General features: G+C 73.2%; 12 protein-coding genes, 1 pseudogene and 1 riboswitch. Of the genes and pseudogenes, 8 read left to right on the forward strand and 5 right to left on the reverse strand.

Translation table 11 applies throughout. The features are described from left to right. Window positions 1-8 precede the first annotated feature (8 nt). Both IO36_RS36685 and IO36_RS36690 read right to left on the reverse strand, forming a co-directional pair. A pseudogene (locus IO36_RS36685) lies at window positions 9-2,402 on the reverse strand (DUF5682 family protein); the annotation flags it as partial. Continuing rightward, window positions 2,399-3,544 carry an ATP-binding protein gene (locus IO36_RS36690; protein WP_037626792.1) on the reverse strand — a complete coding sequence of 382 codons (1,146 nt, stop codon included), beginning with the start codon at window positions 3,542-3,544 and terminating at the stop codon, window positions 2,399-2,401. The pseudogene IO36_RS36685 and the gene IO36_RS36690, both read right to left, overlap by 4 nt. Window positions 3,545-3,677: 133 nt before the next feature. On the opposite strand from IO36_RS36690, the gene IO36_RS36695 reads away from it, so the two are divergent. Beyond that, the gene (locus tag IO36_RS36695) at window positions 3,678-5,033 is read left to right on the forward strand and encodes an SWIM zinc finger family protein (RefSeq protein WP_037626793.1); all 1,356 of its coding nucleotides are present in this window, start codon (window positions 3,678-3,680) and stop codon (window positions 5,031-5,033) included. A 124-nt stretch (window positions 5,034-5,157) separates the two neighbouring features. Beyond that, window positions 5,158-6,777, forward strand: a complete 1,620-nt coding sequence (locus IO36_RS36700) for a DUF5691 domain-containing protein (RefSeq protein WP_037626794.1) — start codon at window positions 5,158-5,160, stop codon at window positions 6,775-6,777. A 203-nt stretch (window positions 6,778-6,980) separates the two neighbouring features. Here IO36_RS36700 and IO36_RS36705 read toward each other — a convergent pair whose 3' ends face one another. After that, window positions 6,981-7,397: a coenzyme B12-dependent isobutyryl CoA mutase small subunit gene (locus IO36_RS36705; RefSeq protein ID WP_037626795.1), complete on the reverse strand. Its 417-nt coding sequence runs from the start codon at window positions 7,395-7,397 to the stop codon at window positions 6,981-6,983. Window positions 7,398-7,672: 275 nt separating this feature from the next. Here IO36_RS36705 and IO36_RS47215 point away from each other — a divergent pair, with 275 nt between their 5' ends. The 3 genes from IO36_RS47215 to IO36_RS36715 all read left to right on the forward strand — a co-directional run bounded on the left by IO36_RS47215 (window position 7,673) and on the right by IO36_RS36715 (window position 10,996). Then, the gene (locus IO36_RS47215; protein WP_158997724.1) at window positions 7,673-7,927 is read left to right on the forward strand and encodes a hypothetical protein; all 255 of its coding nucleotides are present in this window, start codon (window positions 7,673-7,675) and stop codon (window positions 7,925-7,927) included. A 254-nt stretch (window positions 7,928-8,181) separates the two neighbouring features. Next, window positions 8,182-9,045, forward strand: a complete 864-nt coding sequence (locus IO36_RS36710) for an esterase/lipase family protein (protein ID WP_037626796.1) — start codon at window positions 8,182-8,184, stop codon at window positions 9,043-9,045. A 139-nt stretch (window positions 9,046-9,184) separates the two neighbouring features. Next, window positions 9,185-10,996 (forward strand): M23 family metallopeptidase, encoded by a 1,812-nt coding sequence (locus IO36_RS36715; protein ID WP_078943674.1) that lies wholly within the window; start codon window positions 9,185-9,187, stop codon window positions 10,994-10,996. Between the two features lie 85 nt (window positions 10,997-11,081). Here IO36_RS36715 and pcrA read toward each other — a convergent pair whose 3' ends face one another. Then, on the reverse strand, window positions 11,082-13,568 hold the full coding sequence (gene pcrA, locus IO36_RS36720) for a DNA helicase PcrA (RefSeq protein WP_037626799.1): 2,487 nt from the start codon (window positions 13,566-13,568) through the stop codon (window positions 11,082-11,084). A 434-nt stretch (window positions 13,569-14,002) separates the two neighbouring features. Next, window positions 14,003-14,172: riboswitch (cyclic di-AMP (ydaO/yuaA leader) on the forward strand. A gap of 8 nt (window positions 14,173-14,180) precedes the next feature. Between pcrA and IO36_RS36725 the strand changes: the two genes are divergently transcribed. Further along, entirely contained in the window at window positions 14,181-15,356 is a 1,176-nt protein-coding gene (locus IO36_RS36725) for a C40 family peptidase (protein WP_037626801.1), read from the forward strand. 231 nt (window positions 15,357-15,587) lie between these two features. After that, a complete protein-coding gene (locus tag IO36_RS36730; RefSeq protein ID WP_245173615.1) occupies window positions 15,588-16,577 on the forward strand; it encodes a tellurite resistance/C4-dicarboxylate transporter family protein in 990 nt (329 codons plus the stop codon). An 80-nt stretch (window positions 16,578-16,657) separates the two neighbouring features. Here IO36_RS36730 and IO36_RS36735 read toward each other — a convergent pair whose 3' ends face one another. Next, entirely contained in the window at window positions 16,658-17,011 is a 354-nt protein-coding gene (locus tag IO36_RS36735; protein WP_037626804.1) for a hypothetical protein, read from the reverse strand. Window positions 17,012-17,437: 426 nt separating this feature from the next. Between IO36_RS36735 and IO36_RS36740 the strand changes: the two genes are divergently transcribed. Next, a complete protein-coding gene (locus tag IO36_RS36740) occupies window positions 17,438-18,532 on the forward strand; it encodes a C40 family peptidase (RefSeq protein ID WP_037627439.1) in 1,095 nt (364 codons plus the stop codon). Window positions 18,533-18,547: the final 15 nt, after the last annotated feature.

Genomic DNA, 18,547 nt, shown 5'->3' on the forward strand with positions numbered 1-18,547 from the left:
CCGTCGGGATCGCCCAGCCCCAGCAGCAGGCTCAGCAGCGGCAGGACCGCGTCGGCGCGGCCGGTGTCGAGGTCGGGGGCGAAACCGGGCAGGCCCGAGCCGGTCGCCTCGGCGTTCGTCCGCGGGGCGGGGCCGCGCCGGACGAGCTCGCCCAGGGTCCTGCGCACGCCCGGCTCGTACGCCGAGAACGTGCGGCGCAGCAGCGGCAGGACGTCCGTGAACGCCTCCGCCGGCACCCCGGTGAGCCAGGTGTCCACCAGGGCGAGCAGCCGCTCGTCGTGCACGAGCAGCATGCCGCCGCCGGAGCCTCCCCCGACGAATCCCTCGATCCACGCGGCCCCGTCCGCCGGTTCCGTCCCCGGCGACAGGGCGAGGCCCATGAGCCGTGCGGCCTCCTCCTGCGCCAGTTCCCCCTCGTCGAGGAGCAGCCGGACCGCCCGGCCCGCGACCACCCCCGGCACGGTGTCCCGCGCGGCGAGCACCCGCAGCACCGCGTGCCAGCGGCCCCGGACGCCGCCGGCCCCCGCGGCCCCCTCGGTCGCCTCCGCCAGGAGTCCCACCGCTCCATGGACGGCCTCGACGTGACCGCGCATCTCGACGGCGGCGTCGCCGTCGAGGGCGGCGCAGGCCGGCGGAAGACCGACGAAGATCCGTTCGGCGAGACCGGCCGCGACGCCGGCGAGGGCACGGGTGTCCGTGCCGCGCACGTCGCCGTAGCGCAAGGAGCGGACGAGGGCGGGCAGTGCCTGGGCGAGATGGCCCACGTCCGTGTCGAGGGCGGCCCGGTCGGCGAGCACCCGCATCACCACGGGCAGCGCGTCCGGCAGCTCGGCGAGCAGACAGCGCTCGGCGAGTGCCGTGACCTCCGCGAGCGCGGGCGCGCCGACGGCGTCCGCCTCGGCCCTGGCCGTGGCCGCGGCCAGGACCGTCGTGCCCCACACCCCGGCCTCGGCGACCCGCACCGAGAGCTCCGGCTCCCAGCGCAGCCGCCAGGTCTCGCGGAAGGTTCCCGTGCTGCCGCGGGACACCACGGGCTCCCCCCACGCGATGCCCAGGAGCCGCAGCCGGTGCAGCAGGGTGCTGCGCGCCGCGTCGGTCTCCTTGCGCAGGTCGAGCTCGATCTCCCGCTCCAGCGGCTCGGGCTTGAGCCGGAGGCGCCGCTGCGCCTGGGCCAGGTCCCGCTGCAACGGCACGGCCGGAGCGGATTCCGGCACCTCCCCGAGCACCTCGCCGACCACGAGCCGGTCGCGCACCAGGTCGAGGGGGACGTCCGAGCCCTCGCACATCACGGCGCGGACGGCGTCGGTGGTCTCGGTGAGCCCCGGCAGCGGGCGGCCGCGCATCGCGGCGAGCGTGCCGGCCAGCCGCACAGCCTCGATGACGTGGGCCGAGGACACGCCCCGGTCCTCGTCGCGCAGGAGCCGGGCGACCTTGGTCATCCACCGCTCGACCGGCCGGTCGGGGGCGCTGAACAGATGGCCGTACCAGCCCGGAGAATCGATGCCCGCCCCGTACCCGCTGGCGCGGGACAGCCGGCGGTGCGTCCAGGGCACCCAGGTGAGCTGGACCTTGGCCTTGGGCAGTCCCTTGAGGAGCGCCCGGTCGGCGCCGACGGTGGCCCGCCGCCGCAGTGCCGGCACGTGCCAGGCTCCGCACACCACGGCCACGTCGTCGGCGAACTCCCGCTGTGCCGCCCGGATCCGGAGCCGCATGTACGCCTCGCGCACCGGGTCCCGCTTGTGCCCCCCGTCCCCGTACGCCTCGCGGAGCGAGGTCATGGCCTCCTCCAGGACGGCGAACGGCGCGAACGGGTCGTCCGCGGCGGGCCCCCGGTGCTCGACGACGTCCTCCCACCAGCGCTCGGGGTCGTCGTAACCGGCCGTCTCGGCGAGCACCGCGAGGGGGTCGATCCGCACGGCGGCCGCCTCGTCGGGGGGAGGCGCGGAGTCACCGGCCGGGGGCACGGCGCCGGCGGGCGCGTCCACCGGGCCGTCCTGCCCGGGGTCCGTCCCCTCGCTCTCCGGGGCCAGGGTGTGGGCGGCCGGAAGGTCGATGAAGCGGGCCTCCACCCCGTGCTCCAGGGCCCACCGGATCGCCACCCATTCCGGGGAGAACTCGGCCAGCGGCCAGAAGGCCGAGCGTCCGGGCTCGTCCGTGACATGGGCGAGCAGGGCCACGGGGGGCCGCATCTCCTTGTCGGCGGCGAGCGGTACGAGGGCGTCCGCCTCGGGCGGTCCCTCGATCAGCACGACCCGGGGCGCCGCCGCGTCCAGCGCCGCCCGTACGGCCCGCGCCGACCCGGGTCCGTGGTGCCGCACCCCGAGCAGCAGCGGCCCCGGGCCGCGGCCCCCCGCTCCGGCCCCCGGCGCGGGCGGGGGACCTGCGCCCGGTCCGGCGCTCACGCGCTCACCTCGCGGCAGGCGCGGTAGAAGTCCTTCCAGCCGTCCCGCTCACGGACGACCGCTTCCAGGTACTCCTGCCAGATGACGCGGTCGGCCGCCGGGTCGCGCACGACGGCGCCGAGGATGCCGGCGGCGACGTCGCCCGCCCGCAGGACACCGTCGCCGAAGTGGGCCGCCAGCGCGAGGCCGTTGGTGACGACGGAGATCGCCTCGGCCGTGGACAGGGTGCCGCTGGGCGACTTCAGCTTCGTGCGGCCGTCGGAGGTGATCCCGTCGCGCAGTTCCCGGAAGACGGTGACGACGCGGCGGATCTCGTCGATGCCGTCGGGCACGGCGGGCAGGTCGAGGGAACGGCCGATCTGGTCGACGCGGCGCGCGACGATGTCGACCTCGTCCTCCGCGCTCGCCGGCAGCGGCAGCACCACCGTGTTGAAGCGGCGGCGCAGGGCGCTGGAGAGGTCGTTGACCCCGCGGTCGCGGTCGTTGGCCGTGGCGATCAGGTTGAATCCGCGGACAGCCTGCACCTCCTGGCCCAGTTCCGGGATCGGCAGGGTCTTCTCGGACAGGATCGTGATCAGGCTGTCCTGCACGTCCGCGGGCACGCGGGTGAGCTCCTCGACGCGGGCCGTCATGCCCTCTGCCATGGCCCGCATGACCGGGCTCGGCACGAGCGCGTCCCGGCTGGGGCCGTGCGCGAGCAGCTGCGCGTAGTTCCAGCCGTACCGGATGGCCTCCTCCGGCGTTCCGGCGGTGCCCTGCACGAGCAGGGTGGAGTCGCCGCTGACCGCGGCCGCGAGGTGTTCGGACACCCAGGTCTTCGCGGTGCCGGGCACCCCGAGCAGGAGCAGGGCCCGGTCGGTGGCGAGGGTGGTGACGGCGACCTCGACGATGCGCCGCGGCCCCACGTACTTGGGGGTGATCACGGTGCCGTCCGGCAGGGTGCCGCCGAGCAGATAGGTGGCCACGGCCCAGGGCGACAGCAGCCAGCGCTCCGGTCGGGGCCGGTCGTCCTGGGCGGCGAGCGCGGCGAGTTCGGCGGCGAACGCGTGCTCGGCGTGCGGTCGCAGCGCCTCGCCCGGCCGGCTCTCCCCCCGCTCTCCCGCGGGTGTGTCAACGGACGTCGGTTCAACGGACACGGACATGCCTCGGTCCCCCTCCAGCTCGGCCGGTTCTGATCTGGTTCCACCGTGCACCACACCACTGACAATCGGCGCTGACCTGCGCAGACGCGCTCGCGAAGGCCGATTGTCAGTGGCGCGTCCTACCTTCGATCGCATGACACAGCAGGCGGTGCGCTGGACGGCGGATCAGGTGCTGGCACTGGCGCCTGACGCCGCGTCACGCAAGGCGGGGAGCAAGCTCGGCACGGCCGGACCGTGGTCGGAGGCGGGCAGCACGGAGGAGGGGACGGTATGGGGACTGTGCAGGGGAAGCGGCAGCAAGCCGTATCAGACGGTCGTGGACATCGCGGACTCGGCGGGTCCCGCTTACAAGTGCAGTTGCCCGAGCCGGAAGTTCCCGTGCAAGCACGCGCTGGGGCTGCTGCTGCTCTGGGCGGGCGCCGACGGGGCGGTGCCGTCCGGGCAGGCGCCGGACTGGGCCGCCCAGTGGCTGGAGGGACGCCGCAGACGTGCCGAGGGCGGGAACAGCGCGGGCGGGGGATCTGGAGCCTCCTCGGCGGGTGATCCCGAGGCGGCGCGGCGCAGGGCGGAACGGCGGGCCGAGCGGATCACGGCGGGGGCGTCCGAGCTGGAGCAGCGGCTGACGGACCTGCTGCGCGGCGGCCTCGCCTCCGCCGAGCGCTCCGGTTACGGGATGTGGGAGGAGACCGCGGCCCGGATGGTCGACGCGCAGGCACCCGGTCTGGCCGCGCGGGTACGGGAGTTGGGGGCGATCCCGGCCTCGGGTCCTGGCTGGCCCGTGCGGCTGCTGGAGGAGTGCGCACTGCTGCATCTGCTCGACCAGGGCTGGCTGCGGCGCGAGCGGCTGCCGGACGGCCTGGCCGCCACGGTCCGTTCCCGCGTCGGGCTGCCCGGTTCCGCGGACGGCCCGCCGCTGCGCGACCGCTGGCTGGTCCTCGCGCAGTACGACACGGCGGACGCCCGGCTGACGACCCGCAGGATCTGGCTGTACGGCGCCGAGTCGGGCCGCACCGCGCTGCTCCTGTCCTACGGCGCGGCGGGCCGGGCACCCGAACTGGCGCTGCCCGTGGGGCTGGCGTTCGAGGCGGAACTGTCCGCGTACCCGGGGTCCGGGCAGCTGCGGGCGGCACTGGGCGAGCGGTTCACCGCCCCCGCGCCCGCGGCGATGCGGCCCGCGGGGCTGAGCACGGCCGAGGCCGCCGCCCGGTATGGAGAGGCCCTGAACTCCGATCCCTGGATGGGCTCCTGCCCGGTCACCCTGGAACGGGTCGTCCCCACCCCGGACGGCGGCTCCTGGCAACTCGCCGACGCGGAAGGCGAGTCGGCCCTGCCGATCACCCCCGCCGCACGGTCCCGGCCCGAACTGTGGCGCCTGGTCGCCCTGTCCGGCGGGGAGCCGGTCACGGTCTTCGGCGAGTGCGGCCACCGCGGTTTCGCCCCGCTCACGGCCTGGCCGCAGGACGGGGGCGAGGCGATACCGCTGTGCTGACGGCGGCCGGCGCACCCGGCGCGGGCGGGGCGGTGCCGCGACGCGGCCCACGTGCCGCAGCCCACAGCCCACGACCCGTCATCTCCCGTTCCCCGCTGACGCGATCCGCAAGGAAAGGACGCTCATGAACACGACCCCGGCCTCGGGTGCGCCGCCCGTCGGCGGTTCCTGGGAGGAACTCGTCACCGTGGCGCTGCTCGGCACCGACCGGCGCCCGCTCCCGGGGCAGCAGCCCGGCCGGGCGGCTCCGGTGGCGCTGCTGGACGCGGCGGCCGTGGAGACCGTGCGACGGCGGGCCGGAGCGCGGCCGGCCCGGGCGGCGGCCCGCCTCGAGCCCGCGGCGCCGGACCAAAGAGCCCCGCTGCCGCCCGCCGCGGCCCGCAGGCTGGCGACGCTGCTGGCGGACCGTCCCGGCGCGGGCGGCGGAGGCCGCAGGGGTGCGGCGCCCGACCTCATGGAGCTGCTGCCCCAGTGGCTGGCCCTGGCGAACGCGCGCGGCTTCGCGGCACCTCCGGGGTCCCTTCCGGCGCTCCTCGACGCGGCCCGGGGACGTACCGACCTGCGGCCCGCGGCCCTCACCTTCGCCGGGCCAAGGGCACTGTGGCTGGCCCGGCTGAATCCGGAGTGGCGGTTCGCGCTGCGCTCCTCGTCGGGAGGCGCCGCCGCTCTGCCGGAGGAGGACGGCCGGATCCGACAGCTGTGGCAGGAGGGCCTGTTCGCGGAGCGGGTCGCGCTCCTGACGGCGGTGCGGGCCAAGGATCCGTCCGCCGGACGGGAGCTGCTCGTGGCGACCTGGGCGACGGAGCGGGCCGAGGACCGGCTGATGTTCCTGGACTCGCTGCGGACCGGACTGTGCGCCGAGGACGAGGAGTTCCTGGAGCGTGCCCTGTCCGACCGCAGCCGCAATGTGAGGGGGACGGCCGCCGAGCTGCTGTCCGCCCTGCCGGGCTCGGCTCTCGCCGCGAGGATGGCGGCCCGGGCGGTGTCGTGCGTGGCCGTCGACCACACCGGGGTCACACCGCTGATCTCGGTCGAGGCGCCGCACGAGTGCGACGCGGCGATGGAACGGGACGGGGTGGTACCGAAGCCGCCGTCCGGCCGGGGCGAACGGTCCTGGTGGCTCGGCCAGTTGGTCGAGGCGGCGCCGCTGGCCACCTGGGGGGAGCGGCTGGGCGGGCGCTCGCCGGAAGAGGTGGTGGCCCTGCCCGTGGCGGACGGCTGGCAGGGGGAGCTGCACGCGGCCTGGTGCCGGGCGGCGGTGCGCCAGCGCGATCCCGCGTGGTCGCGGGCCCTCCTCGGGACGCCCTCCGCCCCGGAGGCCGGGGGGCCTGGGGCGGTGTCGCTGGCCGAGCGGGCCAAACTGCTCGCCACGCTGAGCGCCGGGGCGCGGGCCGAGTGGGTGGCCGGCTTCATCGGCACGCACGGGCTGTCCGAGGCGTTCCAGCTGCTCGGGGTGTGCGCGGTGCCCTGGGCGGGGGGTCTCGGGCAGGCGGTGATCGACGCGCTCGACATCGCCCGGGACGCGGGGAGCTTCCCGTGGAGCTTCAGCGGGGTGATGGGGCTCGCCGAGCGCTGCCTCGACCCCGCGGAGGCCGGGCGGCTGGAAGGTCTCACCTCGGTCCCCGACGAGTCCGAGCGCACCGCGCCGGGGGCCGGGGACTACTGGGCCGAGGCCTTCCAGCGGCTGGTCACGACCCTGCGTCTGAGAGCGACGATGTCCGCCGAGCTGACGGCGGCACCGTGAGGGCGGCCGCGAGGGAGCCGCGACAACGCCGTGGGGGAGCCGTGACAACGCCGTAGGGGCGCCGCGGGGGCACGCCGGAGGGCGCACCCCACCGTCGTGCCCGCGGTACGAGGCCCCGGAACCAGGCCGGGCCCGTGCCTGCGGGCCGGGGTCCCGGAATCAGGCCGGGCCCCGCCCCTCCGGTACAGCGGTACGCGCTGTGGTCAGGCGCCGGCCGGCTGGCGGACGTTCGCCCGGACCCAGTCGACGATGGACACCGTCGTGGCGCCCGGGGTGAAGATCTCGGCGACGCCCTTCTCCTTGAGGGGGGCGATGTCCGCCTCGGGGATGATGCCGCCGCCGAAGACCTTGATGTCCTCGGCCTCGCGCTCCTTGAGCAGGGCGATGACCGCCGCGAAGAGCGTGTTGTGGGCACCGGACAGGATGGACAGGCCGATCGCGTCGGCGTCCTCCTGGATCGCGGTGTCGACGATCTGCTCGGGGGTCTGATGAAGCCCGGTGTAGATGACCTCCATACCGGCGTCGCGCAGCGCCCGCGCGATCACCTTGGCCCCACGATCGTGGCCGTCGAGCCCCGGCTTGGCCACCACCACGCGGATCGGACCGGCTGCCACACCCATCACTGCCTCCATGAACGGACTACTTCAACCTGCAACCGACGAAAACTGCCGACACCTGCCCGCGACGACCACCGCGGACGACGGACGACGACCGATCGTTCGTTCACCGATTGACCAGTATCGACTACCCGTTGTCACCAACAGGCACTCGCCGACCGCGCCGACTACTGACCATCGACACATATCGCTCAGTTTTCCGCTCGCCACACCGGATCACTCCCGATCACCGATCGCGCCAAGCGGCGCAGGCGTCCCGGACCCTTTCGGCCCGGGAAGTGAACGAACGTTATCGCCAGCATCCCGCAACCGGCAGTTTCGCGGTGGAGACCGAGGGGGAAATCACACACTGGGACAAGTTCGCCGCGCTCGGTTCCGTACCGCGGCACTGGCGCCGCAGCGACCTGCGGCGTACGGGCCACGGCCGGAGCGGGCGCAAGAAGAGCCGCGACCAGGTGGCCGCACCATCGCGTCGTCAGCGGGACGGCGGGGTGCTGGGGCACAGCGGCGACGGCACGACAGCGGGGAGCTAGGCCGGACAAGAGGACCGGGGAACACGAAGGCGACTCCACGCCACGACGCGAGGCCGGCGCATCCAGCCCGGCGGACCGTCGGGGAGCCGGGGTCGGCGTCGTATTCCGCGCCCTTCGGCCGAGCACTCCACAGCGTCACCGGTCTCGTACGCCGCGGACGCTCCGTCGGCCGCCGCCGTCGCCGACCTCACGGCTTTCCACTAGGGCACACGGGGGACGGAGTGGTCCTCCCGCGTGCCGACTGGAGGTCGGCCATGAAGGTCACTGAGGCTGCGTCGCCCTTTCTGCCCCTGTGCCAGCGCCTGTTTCCGACGAAACTGGCGGGGCTCTCGGTGGCCCTCCTGAAGGCCACGGCCCTGGAGCTGGCGATCCTCGCCGGGCACCTCCTCCTCTATCCCTCCGGCATCACCCAGGAACGCCGCACCGGACACCCGCTCCCCCCGCCCGATGTCGCCGCCCCGCTGCCCACCGAGGCCAAGCCCCCGGTCGTCCTGCTGCACGGCTTCATCGACAATCGCTCCGTCTTCGTCCTCCTGCGGCGCAACCTCGCCCAGCACGGCAGGCAGCACGTCGAGTCCCTCAACTACTCGCCGCTGACGTGCGACATCCGTACGGCGGCTGAGCTGCTCGGCCGGCACATCGAGGAGATCTGCGAGCGCACCGGGCACGACCGGGTGGACATCGTCGGGCACAGCCTCGGCGGGCTGATCGCCCGCTACTACGTGCAGTGCCTCGGCGGCGACACCCACGTCCGCACCCTCGTCACGCTCGGCACCCCGCACTCGGGCACCCGCGTGGCGCCCCTGATGAACGCGCACCCGATCGTGCGCCAGATGCGCCCCGGTTCCGCGGTGATCGAGGAACTGACCGGGCCCGCTCCGGGCTGCCGGACGCAGTTCGTCAGCTTCTGGAGCGATCTGGACCATCTGATGGACCCGCTGGAGACGGCCTGCGTCGAGCACCCCGACCTGCTCGCCCAGAACGTGCGAGTGAGCGGTGTCGGACATCTGGCCCTGCCCGTGCACCCGGCCGTCGCGACCGGAATCCGGCAGGCGCTCGACATCGAGATGCCGGACTCGCGTTCCGCGGCCCGGCGGGGCGGCCTCACGGTGGCGTGAGGGCCGCACGAAGCAGCCCGGGGAGCGGCCGTCGGGAGGGCTGACGGCCGCTCCCCGGCGCTTTCCGGGACCCAAAATCTCGAACACTTATCGAACGCCAGGCCAAGGCCTTGCCCGCCCGCCCCCGAAACACGGCCGAATGCCCGTTTCCTGTGCGGGGGAAACCTGCCGAAGATTGTCGCGCCCGCATACCGCCGGGTACAGTCGCCGCACTGCTCTGCCAGCCCCTGTTGTCGAGGCGAAAGAGAAGTTGGTGAACGACCGTCACCCGTCGGGGATCGTGACTCCCCCGGCCCCGGCTTCCGACGCCGCCTCGGCGCTCTACGCGCCCTATGGCGCGCAAGAAGCCCAGTACGGCGACTTCACCGCGTACGGCGACTACGCCGGTACGGCCTACGACCCGGGCACCGGCGCGGGCGGCTACCCCCAGACGGACTTCGCCGGCGACCCGCTCTTCGGCGGCATGCCGGGCGGGGCGGGCACCGGCTCGTACGACGCCACCCAGTGGAACGGCGGCTATCAGCAGCAGGGCCCCGACCCGTACGCGGCGCAGCACACCGGCTACGACAACGGCGCCCACGCCGCGACCGGCGGCTGGACCGACGGATACCAGCAGCTCGCGGACATCCCCGCGCAGCACCCGGGCCCCGGCGCCTCGGGCCAGTGGGACGCGAACGCCTGGAACCAGCCCGAGCAGCCGCTCGGCGGAACCCAGCAGTGGAGCGTGCCGGCCCAGGACACGGGTGCGTACGACGCGACGCAGTGGAACAGCGGCGGGCCGGACCCGTACCAGGCTTACGACCACCCGGTGACCGAGACGTACGAGCACGCCACGGGCGAGACGTACGAGCACGCGCACGGCGAGTCGTACCAGCAGCCGCAGACGGAGCCCGCGCCGTACGGCCATGACCTCACCCAGCTCGACATGACGTACGAGGCCCCGGTCGACGGGACCTACGAGGCGTCGGCCGACGCGGCGGAGCCGGTCCCCTTCGACCAGCAGGCGACCGCCACCTTCGACCAGGCGGTGCACGGCCGGCCCGACGGGGACGAGGACGAGTTCGACGCCGCCGAGGACTTCGCGGACACGGACGGCCCGGACGACGGCGAGTACGACCCGTACGACGAGAACGGCGAACGGCCGCTGCTCGACGGCGTGGAAGAGGTCACCCCGGTCCGGCGCCCCGCGCCCCGGAAGGGCTCCCGCTCCCGGCGCCGCAGCCCCGCGAAACGTTCCGCTCTGCTGACGGTCGCGGTGCCCTCCGCCTGTGTGATGGGAGTCGCCGGTATCGCCGCGGCCTCCGTGGGCGGTGTGGGCGGCCTCGGCGGGAACGACTCCAAGGACACGACGGCCAGCGCCTCCGACGCGACCGCGGTGAAGCCGTCGGCCGCCAACGTCAAGCTCGACTCCCAGCTCCAGAGCCTGTCCGCGGGCGCGGACGACTTCGCCGACCGGGCGAGCCGCACGCAGGAACGTATCGACCTCAAGGCCGCGCAGGCGACGGAGAAGAAGAAGGCGGCAGAGGAGGCGGCCCGCAAGGAGCGGCTGCGTCCGAAGTTCGTCCTCCCCGTCACACAGCGGGGCCTGAGCGCCTACTTCGGCCAGGCCGGCGTCAACTGGATGTCCGTGCACACGGGCATCGACTTCCCCGTCTCCTACGGGACTCCGGTGATGGCCGCGACCGACGGCACCGTCCGGACGCAGTGGAACAGCGCCTACGGCAACATGATGATCGTGACCGCGATGGACGGCACCGAGACGTGGTACTGCCACCTCTCGACGTACAAGGTCCCCTCCGGCACCACCGTCAAGGCCGGTGACCAGATCGCCTTCTCCGGGAACTCCGGCAACTCGACCGGCCCGCACCTGCACTTCGAGGTCCGCCCGGCCGGCGGCGCGGCGATCGACCCGCTGCCGTGGCTGCGCAGCCACGGCCTGGACCCCACGTAGCGGAACGGCCGCCGGGAACGACGCAGCCCGGCACCGCGAGACCGGCCGCGCGAGCGGATCGCGCGGACGGCCTCCCGGGACGGGACTACAGCTTCTCGACCGGCGCGTACCGCAGCAGCAGCCGCTTCGGCTTGGGCTCTCCGAAGTCGACCGTCGCCTCCGCGTTCGCGCCCGTACCCTTCACCCCGACCACGGTGCCGAGGCCGAACTGGTCGTGCGTGACCCGGTCCCCGACGGCCAGCGCGACCACCGGCTTCTCGGTCGCGCCGCGGCGGGTCGCGAACCCGGAGGCACCCGAGGCCGCGGACCGTGAACGCGTGGACGAGAGGGAGGCGGCGACACCGGAGACCGGACCGGCGGACACCGGGGCCATCGCCCCCGTGCGCTTCCAGTCCAGATGGGTCGCCGGGATCTCCTCCAGGAAGCGGGAGGGCGGGTTGTACGAGGGCTGGCCCCATGCGCTGCGCATCGAGGACCGGGTGAGGTAGAGCCGCTCCCGTGCCCGCGTGATGCCGACGTACGCCAGGCGCCGCTCCTCCTCCAGCTCCTTGACCTGACCGAGCGCGCGCATGTGCGGGAAGACGCCGTCCTCCATGCCGGTCAGGAAGACCACGGGGAACTCGAGGCCCTTGGCGGTGTGCAGGGTCATCAGGGTGATGACGCCGTTGCCGTCCTCCTCGTCCGGGATCTGGTCGGAGTCGGCGACGAGCGCGACCCGCTCCAGGAACGCGGCGAGCCCGGGCGGGGTCTCGCCCTCTCCGGTCTCCTGCTCGAACTCCAGGGCCACGGCGGCGAGTTCCTGGAGGTTCTCGATCCGGGTCTCGTCCTGCGGATCCGTCGAGGCCTGCAACTCGGCGAGATAGCCGGTGCGTTCGAGGACGGCCTCCAGGATGGTGGCCGGGCCCGCGCCGGACTCGACGATCGTGCGGAGGTCCTCCATGAGCGTGTTGAACCGCTTGACCGCGTTGGTGGAGCGCGCGGCCATGCCGTAGGCCTCGTCGACCCGGCGCAGCGCCTGCGGGAAGCTGATCTTCTCGCGCTGCGCGAGGGCGTCGATCATCGCCTCGGCCCGGTCGCCGATGCCGCGCTTGGGCACGTTCAGGATGCGGCGCATCGGGACCGAGTCCTCGGGGTTGGACAGCACCCTGAGGTACGCGAGGACGTCCCGGACCTCCTTGCGCTCGTAGAAGCGGACGCCGCCGACGACCTTGTAGGGCAGCCCGACGCGGATGAAGACCTCTTCGAAGACACGGGACTGCGCGTTCGTGCGGTAGAAGACCGCGACGTCGCCGGCCCGGGCCTCGCCGGCGTCGGTGAGACGGTCTATCTCGTCGGCGACGAACTGGGCCTCGTCGTGCTCGGTGTCCGCGACGTAGCCCGTGATGTTCGAGCCCGCGCCCGCGTTGGTCCACAGGTTCTTGGGGCGGCGGGACTCGTTGCGCTCGATGACCGCGTTGGCGGCGGACAGGATCGTCTGGGTGGAGCGGTAGTTCTGCTCCAGGAGGATCGTCGTCGCGTTCGGGTAGTCCTCCTCGAACTGGAGGATGTTGCGGATGGTCGCGCCCCGGAAGGCGTAGATCGACTGGTCCGCGTCACCCACGACGCACAGCTCGGCCGGAGGCAGGTCGTACTCGCTGGGCGGTACGTCCACGGGGTGCTCGGAGGTCCCGACGAGCTCACGGACGAGCGCGTACTGGGCGTGGTTGGTGTCCTGGTACTCGTCGACGAGGACGTGCCGGAAGCGGCGGCGGTAGTGCTCGGCGACGTCCGGGAAGGCGCGCAGCAGGTTGACCGTGGTCATGATCAGGTCGTCGAAGTCGAGCGCGTTGGCCTCGCGCAGCCTCGACTGGTACATCGCGTACGCCTGGGCGAGGGTCTTCTCGAAGCCGTCGGAGGCCTGGGCGGCGAAGTCCTCCTCGTCGATCAGCTCGTTCTTCAGGTTCGAGATCTTGGCGCTGAACGACTTCGGCGGGAACCGCTTGGGGTCGAGGTCGAGGTCACGGCAGACGAGCGCCATCAGACGCTTGGAGTCGGCGGCGTCGTAGATCGAGAACGAGGAGGTGAAGCCGAGGGTCTTGCTTTCGCGGCGCAGGATGCGCACACAGGCGCTGTGGAAGGTCATCACCCACATCGCGTTGGCGCGCGGGCCCACGAGCGACTCGACGCGCTCCTTCATCTCACCGGCGGCCTTGTTGGTGAAGGTGATCGCGAGGATCTGGCCGGGGTGGACGTCGCGCTCGCCGAGCAGGTGCGCGATCCGGTGGGTGAGCACCCGGGTCTTGCCGGAGCCGGCGCCGGCCACGATGAGCAGCGGGGAGCCGGAGTGCACCACGGCCGCGCGCTGGTTCTCGTTCAGCCCGTCCAGCAGGGCCGCGGGGTCCACGGCGGGCCGGGCCGCGCCGTCGCGGTAGTACGGGTCGCGGCTCGGCGGCACGTCGAACTTCCCGCCGAACAGATCGTCCGGAACCGGCTCCGGTACGTGATCGTCCTCGGGCGGCGGCGGGTGCTCGTCCTCGTGGGCCGCGGAGGGCTGGAGGTTCGCCAGGAAGCTGTCGTCAAAGAGGCTGCTCATCGCTCTCCGAGTCTAGGCCGCCCCACCGACAGCCCGCCCCCGCCTCGGGAACTCCGCCGGAAGTGTGACAAGGGTCCCGGCGGCGGGCCCCGGAAGGAGAGCGCTCCACCGCTTGACGCCTCACGGTCCGTGACGACAGCACCCATGCGGTCACGGGGAGCGAGGAGGGATCGACGGATCGTGGGGCGACGCCGGGGCGCCGGGAGGGTCGGGGCCCAGCGGCCGGGCGGGGGGTTCGGGCTCGGAGGGTCCGAGGTCCGCTCGCGCCGCCGCGCACGGCTCTCGAACCGCTCTCGACCCGTCCGGCGCGGAACACGAGGCAAAGGTCACGAAAATGTATCGGGCATATCGCACATCAACCTTCACAGGGGCCACACCCGTTGGCTAGCGTGCCGGAAGGCCGCTCGACCACAACCGGCGAACCTCGCCGGGCCGAGCGGCCTCCGCCGAGTCCGGTGCGCCGCGAGGCAGCCGGAGCCGGGGACCCACCGACCTTGGGGTGAATCGGTCCAACCGCCTTGTGGGGCACGGACCGTAGGGCAACCTTCCGGAACCGTCCGCCCGAACCCGACAGCTAACTCGGTAGGCGGATGACGGAAGGAGTCGCCTCTCTTGGCGTCACACCGCAAGGCGCGTCCCTCGGGCACGCGCGTCGCAGGCATACGGACCCCGGCCCTCGCCACGGCCGCCCTCACATCCGTCGCCCTGCTCTCCCAGACGGCCAACGCGGCCCCGTCGGCCGAACCGAGGCCCAGCATCGAAGAGGTCTCGAAGAAGGTCGACGACCTCTATCACCAGGCCGAGACGGCCACGGACAAGTACAACGCGACCCGGGAGAAGGCCGCCCAGCAGCGCAAGCGCGTCGACACCCTGCTCGACGACGTCGCCCGGCGCACCGACAAGCTCAACACCGCGCGCGAGGAGCTGGGTTCGTTCGCGGCGGCGCAGTACCGCACCGGGGCCGCCGCGCCCGACACCGCGACCCTGCTGCTCGCGGACAACCCGCAGGACTACTTCGACCAGACCCAGCTGATGAGCCGGCTGACGACCCGCCAGAAGGCGGCCGTCGACGACTACATCACCGAGCAGGCCGCGACCACCAAGAAGCGGACGGAGGCCACCGAGAGCCTGGAGACGCTGACCGCCTCGCAGAAGGCGCTCAAGACGTCCAAGGCCGCCGTGCAGCAGAAGCTCACCGAGGCCCGCGACCTGCTCTCGAAGCTGAACGCCGAGGACAAGGCGCGGCTGGCGGCGATCGAGAAGAAGAAGCAGGAGCAGGCCGCGGCCAAGGCCGCCGAGCTGGCGCGGCAGCAGGCCGCGGCGGAGAAGGCCGCCCAGCAGCAGTCCTCGTCGGGCACCGCGTCCGGCTCGTCCGGGTCCTCCTCCGGGTCCACGTCCGAGTCCACTTCGGGGTCGACGTCCACGGACTCCTCGAAGGCGGCCCAGGCGCTCGCGTTCGCCCGCGCGCAGATCGGCAAGCCGTACGTCTGGGGCGCCACCGGCCCGGACTCCTACGACTGCTCGGGCCTGACCCAGGCCGCCTGGAAGGCCGCCGGTGTCAGTCTCCCCCGCGTCACCTACGACCAGGTGAACGCCGGCACGACCGTCTCCCTCGCCGACGCCCGCCCCGGCGACCTCGTCTTCTTCTACGACGACATCAGCCACGTCGGCCTCTACATCGGCGACGGCATGATGATCCACGCGCCGAAGCCGGGTGCGTACGTCCGCGAGGAGTCGATCTACTACGACGGCACGTCGGCGATCCACAGCGTGGTGCGCCCGGGGTAGTGCGGAACACCGCGCACTCCCGCGGGCCACGTGCGCGGGGCCACCGGTCCCGCGCACGTGCCCCGCGTTCCCATTCCCAGGCGCCCCTCATTCCCGTTCCCCGGCGCCCCGTTCCCCGTCTCTCGTACCCCGCGCGCCCCTCGTTCCCGTTCCCGCGCGGGTGCCCGCGTTTTCGGCCCGCCCGAGCGTGCCCCGCCCGCAACCGCTCCACAGGTCCCTAGCATCGGGCGCATGCCAGACACACCGGACATGCCGGACACCATTCCGCTCCGCGCCTGGTGGGCGGGGTGGGCGCCCGCCGTCGGGGCCGCCGTCATGGCCACCGGCATCCTCTCGATCGGGCTGCACCTGACCGACCACGAGGCCCTGTCCCGGATCGCGCTGGTCCTGGCGTCGCTGGCCTGGGTCGGGCTCGCCTCGGACTTCCTCGCCCGGCTGGTGGGCGACCGGAAGCAGTGGACGCGCCGGGCCGGCACTCCCGCCGGACTCGACGCCGTGGCGGCGACCACCGTGCTCGGCACCCGGTTCTCCGCCCTGGGCTGGAGGGGGCTCGCCGAGGTCCTGCTCGCGCTGTCGGCCGTGCTCTGGCCGGTCCTGCTGCCGGCCGTCCTGCGGCACTGGCGCCGCCGCATGGCCGGAGACGTGTTCCTCGTCTGCGTGGCCACGCAGGGGCTCTCGGTCCTCGGGTCGGCGATCGCCACCGAGGCGGGCTCGGACTGGCTCGCGCACGCCGCCATGACCCTGTACTGGGTGGGGATCGCGCTCTACGTGGTCTCGTTCGCGAACTTCGACCTGCGGGAGGTGCGGCGGGGGGCCGGGGACCACTGGGTGGCGGCCGGGGCGCTCGGCATCTCGGCACTGGCCGGGGCGGGACTCGTCGCGGCGCGCGACGTGGATCCGTACCTGTGGAACAACGACGACCAGGGCGTCCTGCGCGCCACGACCGGCGCGCTGCTGGTGCTCGCCCTCGTCTCCTACGTCCTGCTGGCCGTCGCGGAGCTGGTGTGGCCGCGCCCGCGCTACGACGTGCGGCGCTGGTCGTCCGTGTTTCCGATGGGGATGACGGCGGTGGCGACGCTCGCGGTCGCGGACGCCCTCGACGTCTTCCGGCTCAGGGGGCCGGGACAGGTGCTCCTGTGGATCGCGGTGGCGGCGTGGCTCGCGGCGGTCGTGGGCACCGTGCTCGCCTTCAGGTCCGCCGTACGGCGCCCGGCCCGCTGACCGGCCTCTCGGACCCCCGGATCTCCGGACCCTCGGATACTCAGCCCCTTGGGCCCTCAGGCCCGTGAGCCCTCAGGCACTCAGGTCCACAGGACGGCGATGAAGATGTTCGCGACGGTCAGCAGGCCGACCAGACCGAAGAGGCGCTTGTCGACCGTCTCGTCGTCACGCTTCACATAGACGAGTCCGAGGATCACGATCAGCAGCGCCAGCTTCACACCGATCTTGACCGTGTTCACGGTGTTGCCGTCGGCCTGGTTGAGCCCGACCAGGGCGACGCCCGTCACCAGCATGGTCGCGGCGCCGTGCAGCATCGCGGGGACGAAGCGGGCGGCGCCCTGGCCCATCGCCTTCATCTGGGTGAGGAAGCCGCCGAGGAGCGCGGCGATGCCGATGATGTGCAGGCCGACGAGGAGATGGATGAGTACGCCCATGGGGCCGGAGCCTAACCGCACCCCCTGAGGCTCCTCCCGCCCGGGTCACCCCTCCGTCACTCTCTCTCCACGCGGCCCTCGCGTGTCACGCATAGCACCGGTATCGCGCGTGACGTCCGGGATTCTCCGCATCGGTCATCACTCCCCGTGAAGTCGCCGCGACCCGGTCGGCAACTCCACCACATACGGTCACTCGACGATCCAATCCAGATAGTTCCGTACATAGCGTTACCAACCGCGCATGCGCAGGTTTAGCGTCCTCCACCAGGTGGCCGGCTCCCCACCACCGTCCGGGCCAGGGACGGCAGTCGGACACCACCGCCGAGAAGGTCCGGCGGCGGCCGCTCCCCCTTTGTGAGCCGCCGCCGGACGTGTCACCGCTTGACCGCACCGCAAGGGCGGTCGCACGGAAGGATGTGGGCCCTCGTGGCAGCGCACCGCAAGGCCAGACAGCGCTCGATCGGCGGAAACACAGCACGCACAGCGGTCACCATCGCCCTCGCGGGCGCGGCGACGGCCACCGGCTTCGACGGGGTCGGGCACGCCGACCCCCAGCTGTCCCCGGCGCAGGTGAAGGCCCGGGTCGACAAGCTGTACGAGGAGGCGGAGGCCGCCACCCAGAAGTACGACGGCGCCAAGGAGAAGGCCGGCCAGGCGGAGGCCCGCCTGGGCAAGCTCCGCGACGAGGCCGCCCGTCGCGAGGACCGGCTCAACACGGCCCGGGACGCCCTAGGTTCGATGGCCGCGGCGCAGTACCGCAGCGGCGGCCTCGACCCCGTGGTGCAGCTCGCGCTCTCCGACCACCCCGACCGGTATCTGGACGGGGCCGCGTTCGCCGAGCGGGTCGGCACCCGGCAGTCGGCCGAGATCGCCGGGGTGCGGCAGCAACTGCGTGAGCTGGACCAGCTCCGGAGCACGGCGGACGGCGAACTGACCACGCTCAGGTCGCGCCAGGCCGAGCTGAAGAAGCAGAAGAAGACCATCAACGAAAAGCTGGGCGCGGCACGGCAGTTGCTGGACCGGCTCACTCCGGCGCAGCGCACGCAGTACGCGCAGCGGGGCGGCGCGGGCGACACGCAGCACGTCTCGCGCGACACGGCCCGCGACCCCGCACCGGTCGCGTCGTCCGGGTCCTCCGGCGCTTCCGGGGGCACGGGCGTCGCGGCCCCCAACTCCCGTGCGGCGGCGGCCGTCGCCTACGCGTACTCCAAGCTCGGCAGCCCCTATGTGTGGGGGGCCACCGGTCCCAACGCCTTCGACTGCTCCGGGCTCGCCCAGGCCGCCTACCGTTCCGCGGGCGTCTCCCTGCCCCGTACGACCTACTCGCAGATCAACGCGGGCCGGCGGGTCACCCAGTCCGAACTCCAGCCGGGCGACCTGGTGTTCTTCTACGCGGGCATCACCCATGTGGGCATCTACATCGGCAACGGCCAGATGATCCACGCCCCGAACCCCTCGGCGCCCGTGCGGGTGGCCCCGATCAGCGAGATGCCCTTCGCGGGGGCCACCCGGGTCGCGTGATCACCGGGACCGCCC

The sequence above is a fragment of the Streptomyces aureus genome, from assembly GCF_000725495.1.
In the GTDB taxonomy this organism is placed as follows: Bacteria; Actinomycetota; Actinomycetes; order Streptomycetales; family Streptomycetaceae; genus Streptomyces; species Streptomyces aureus_B.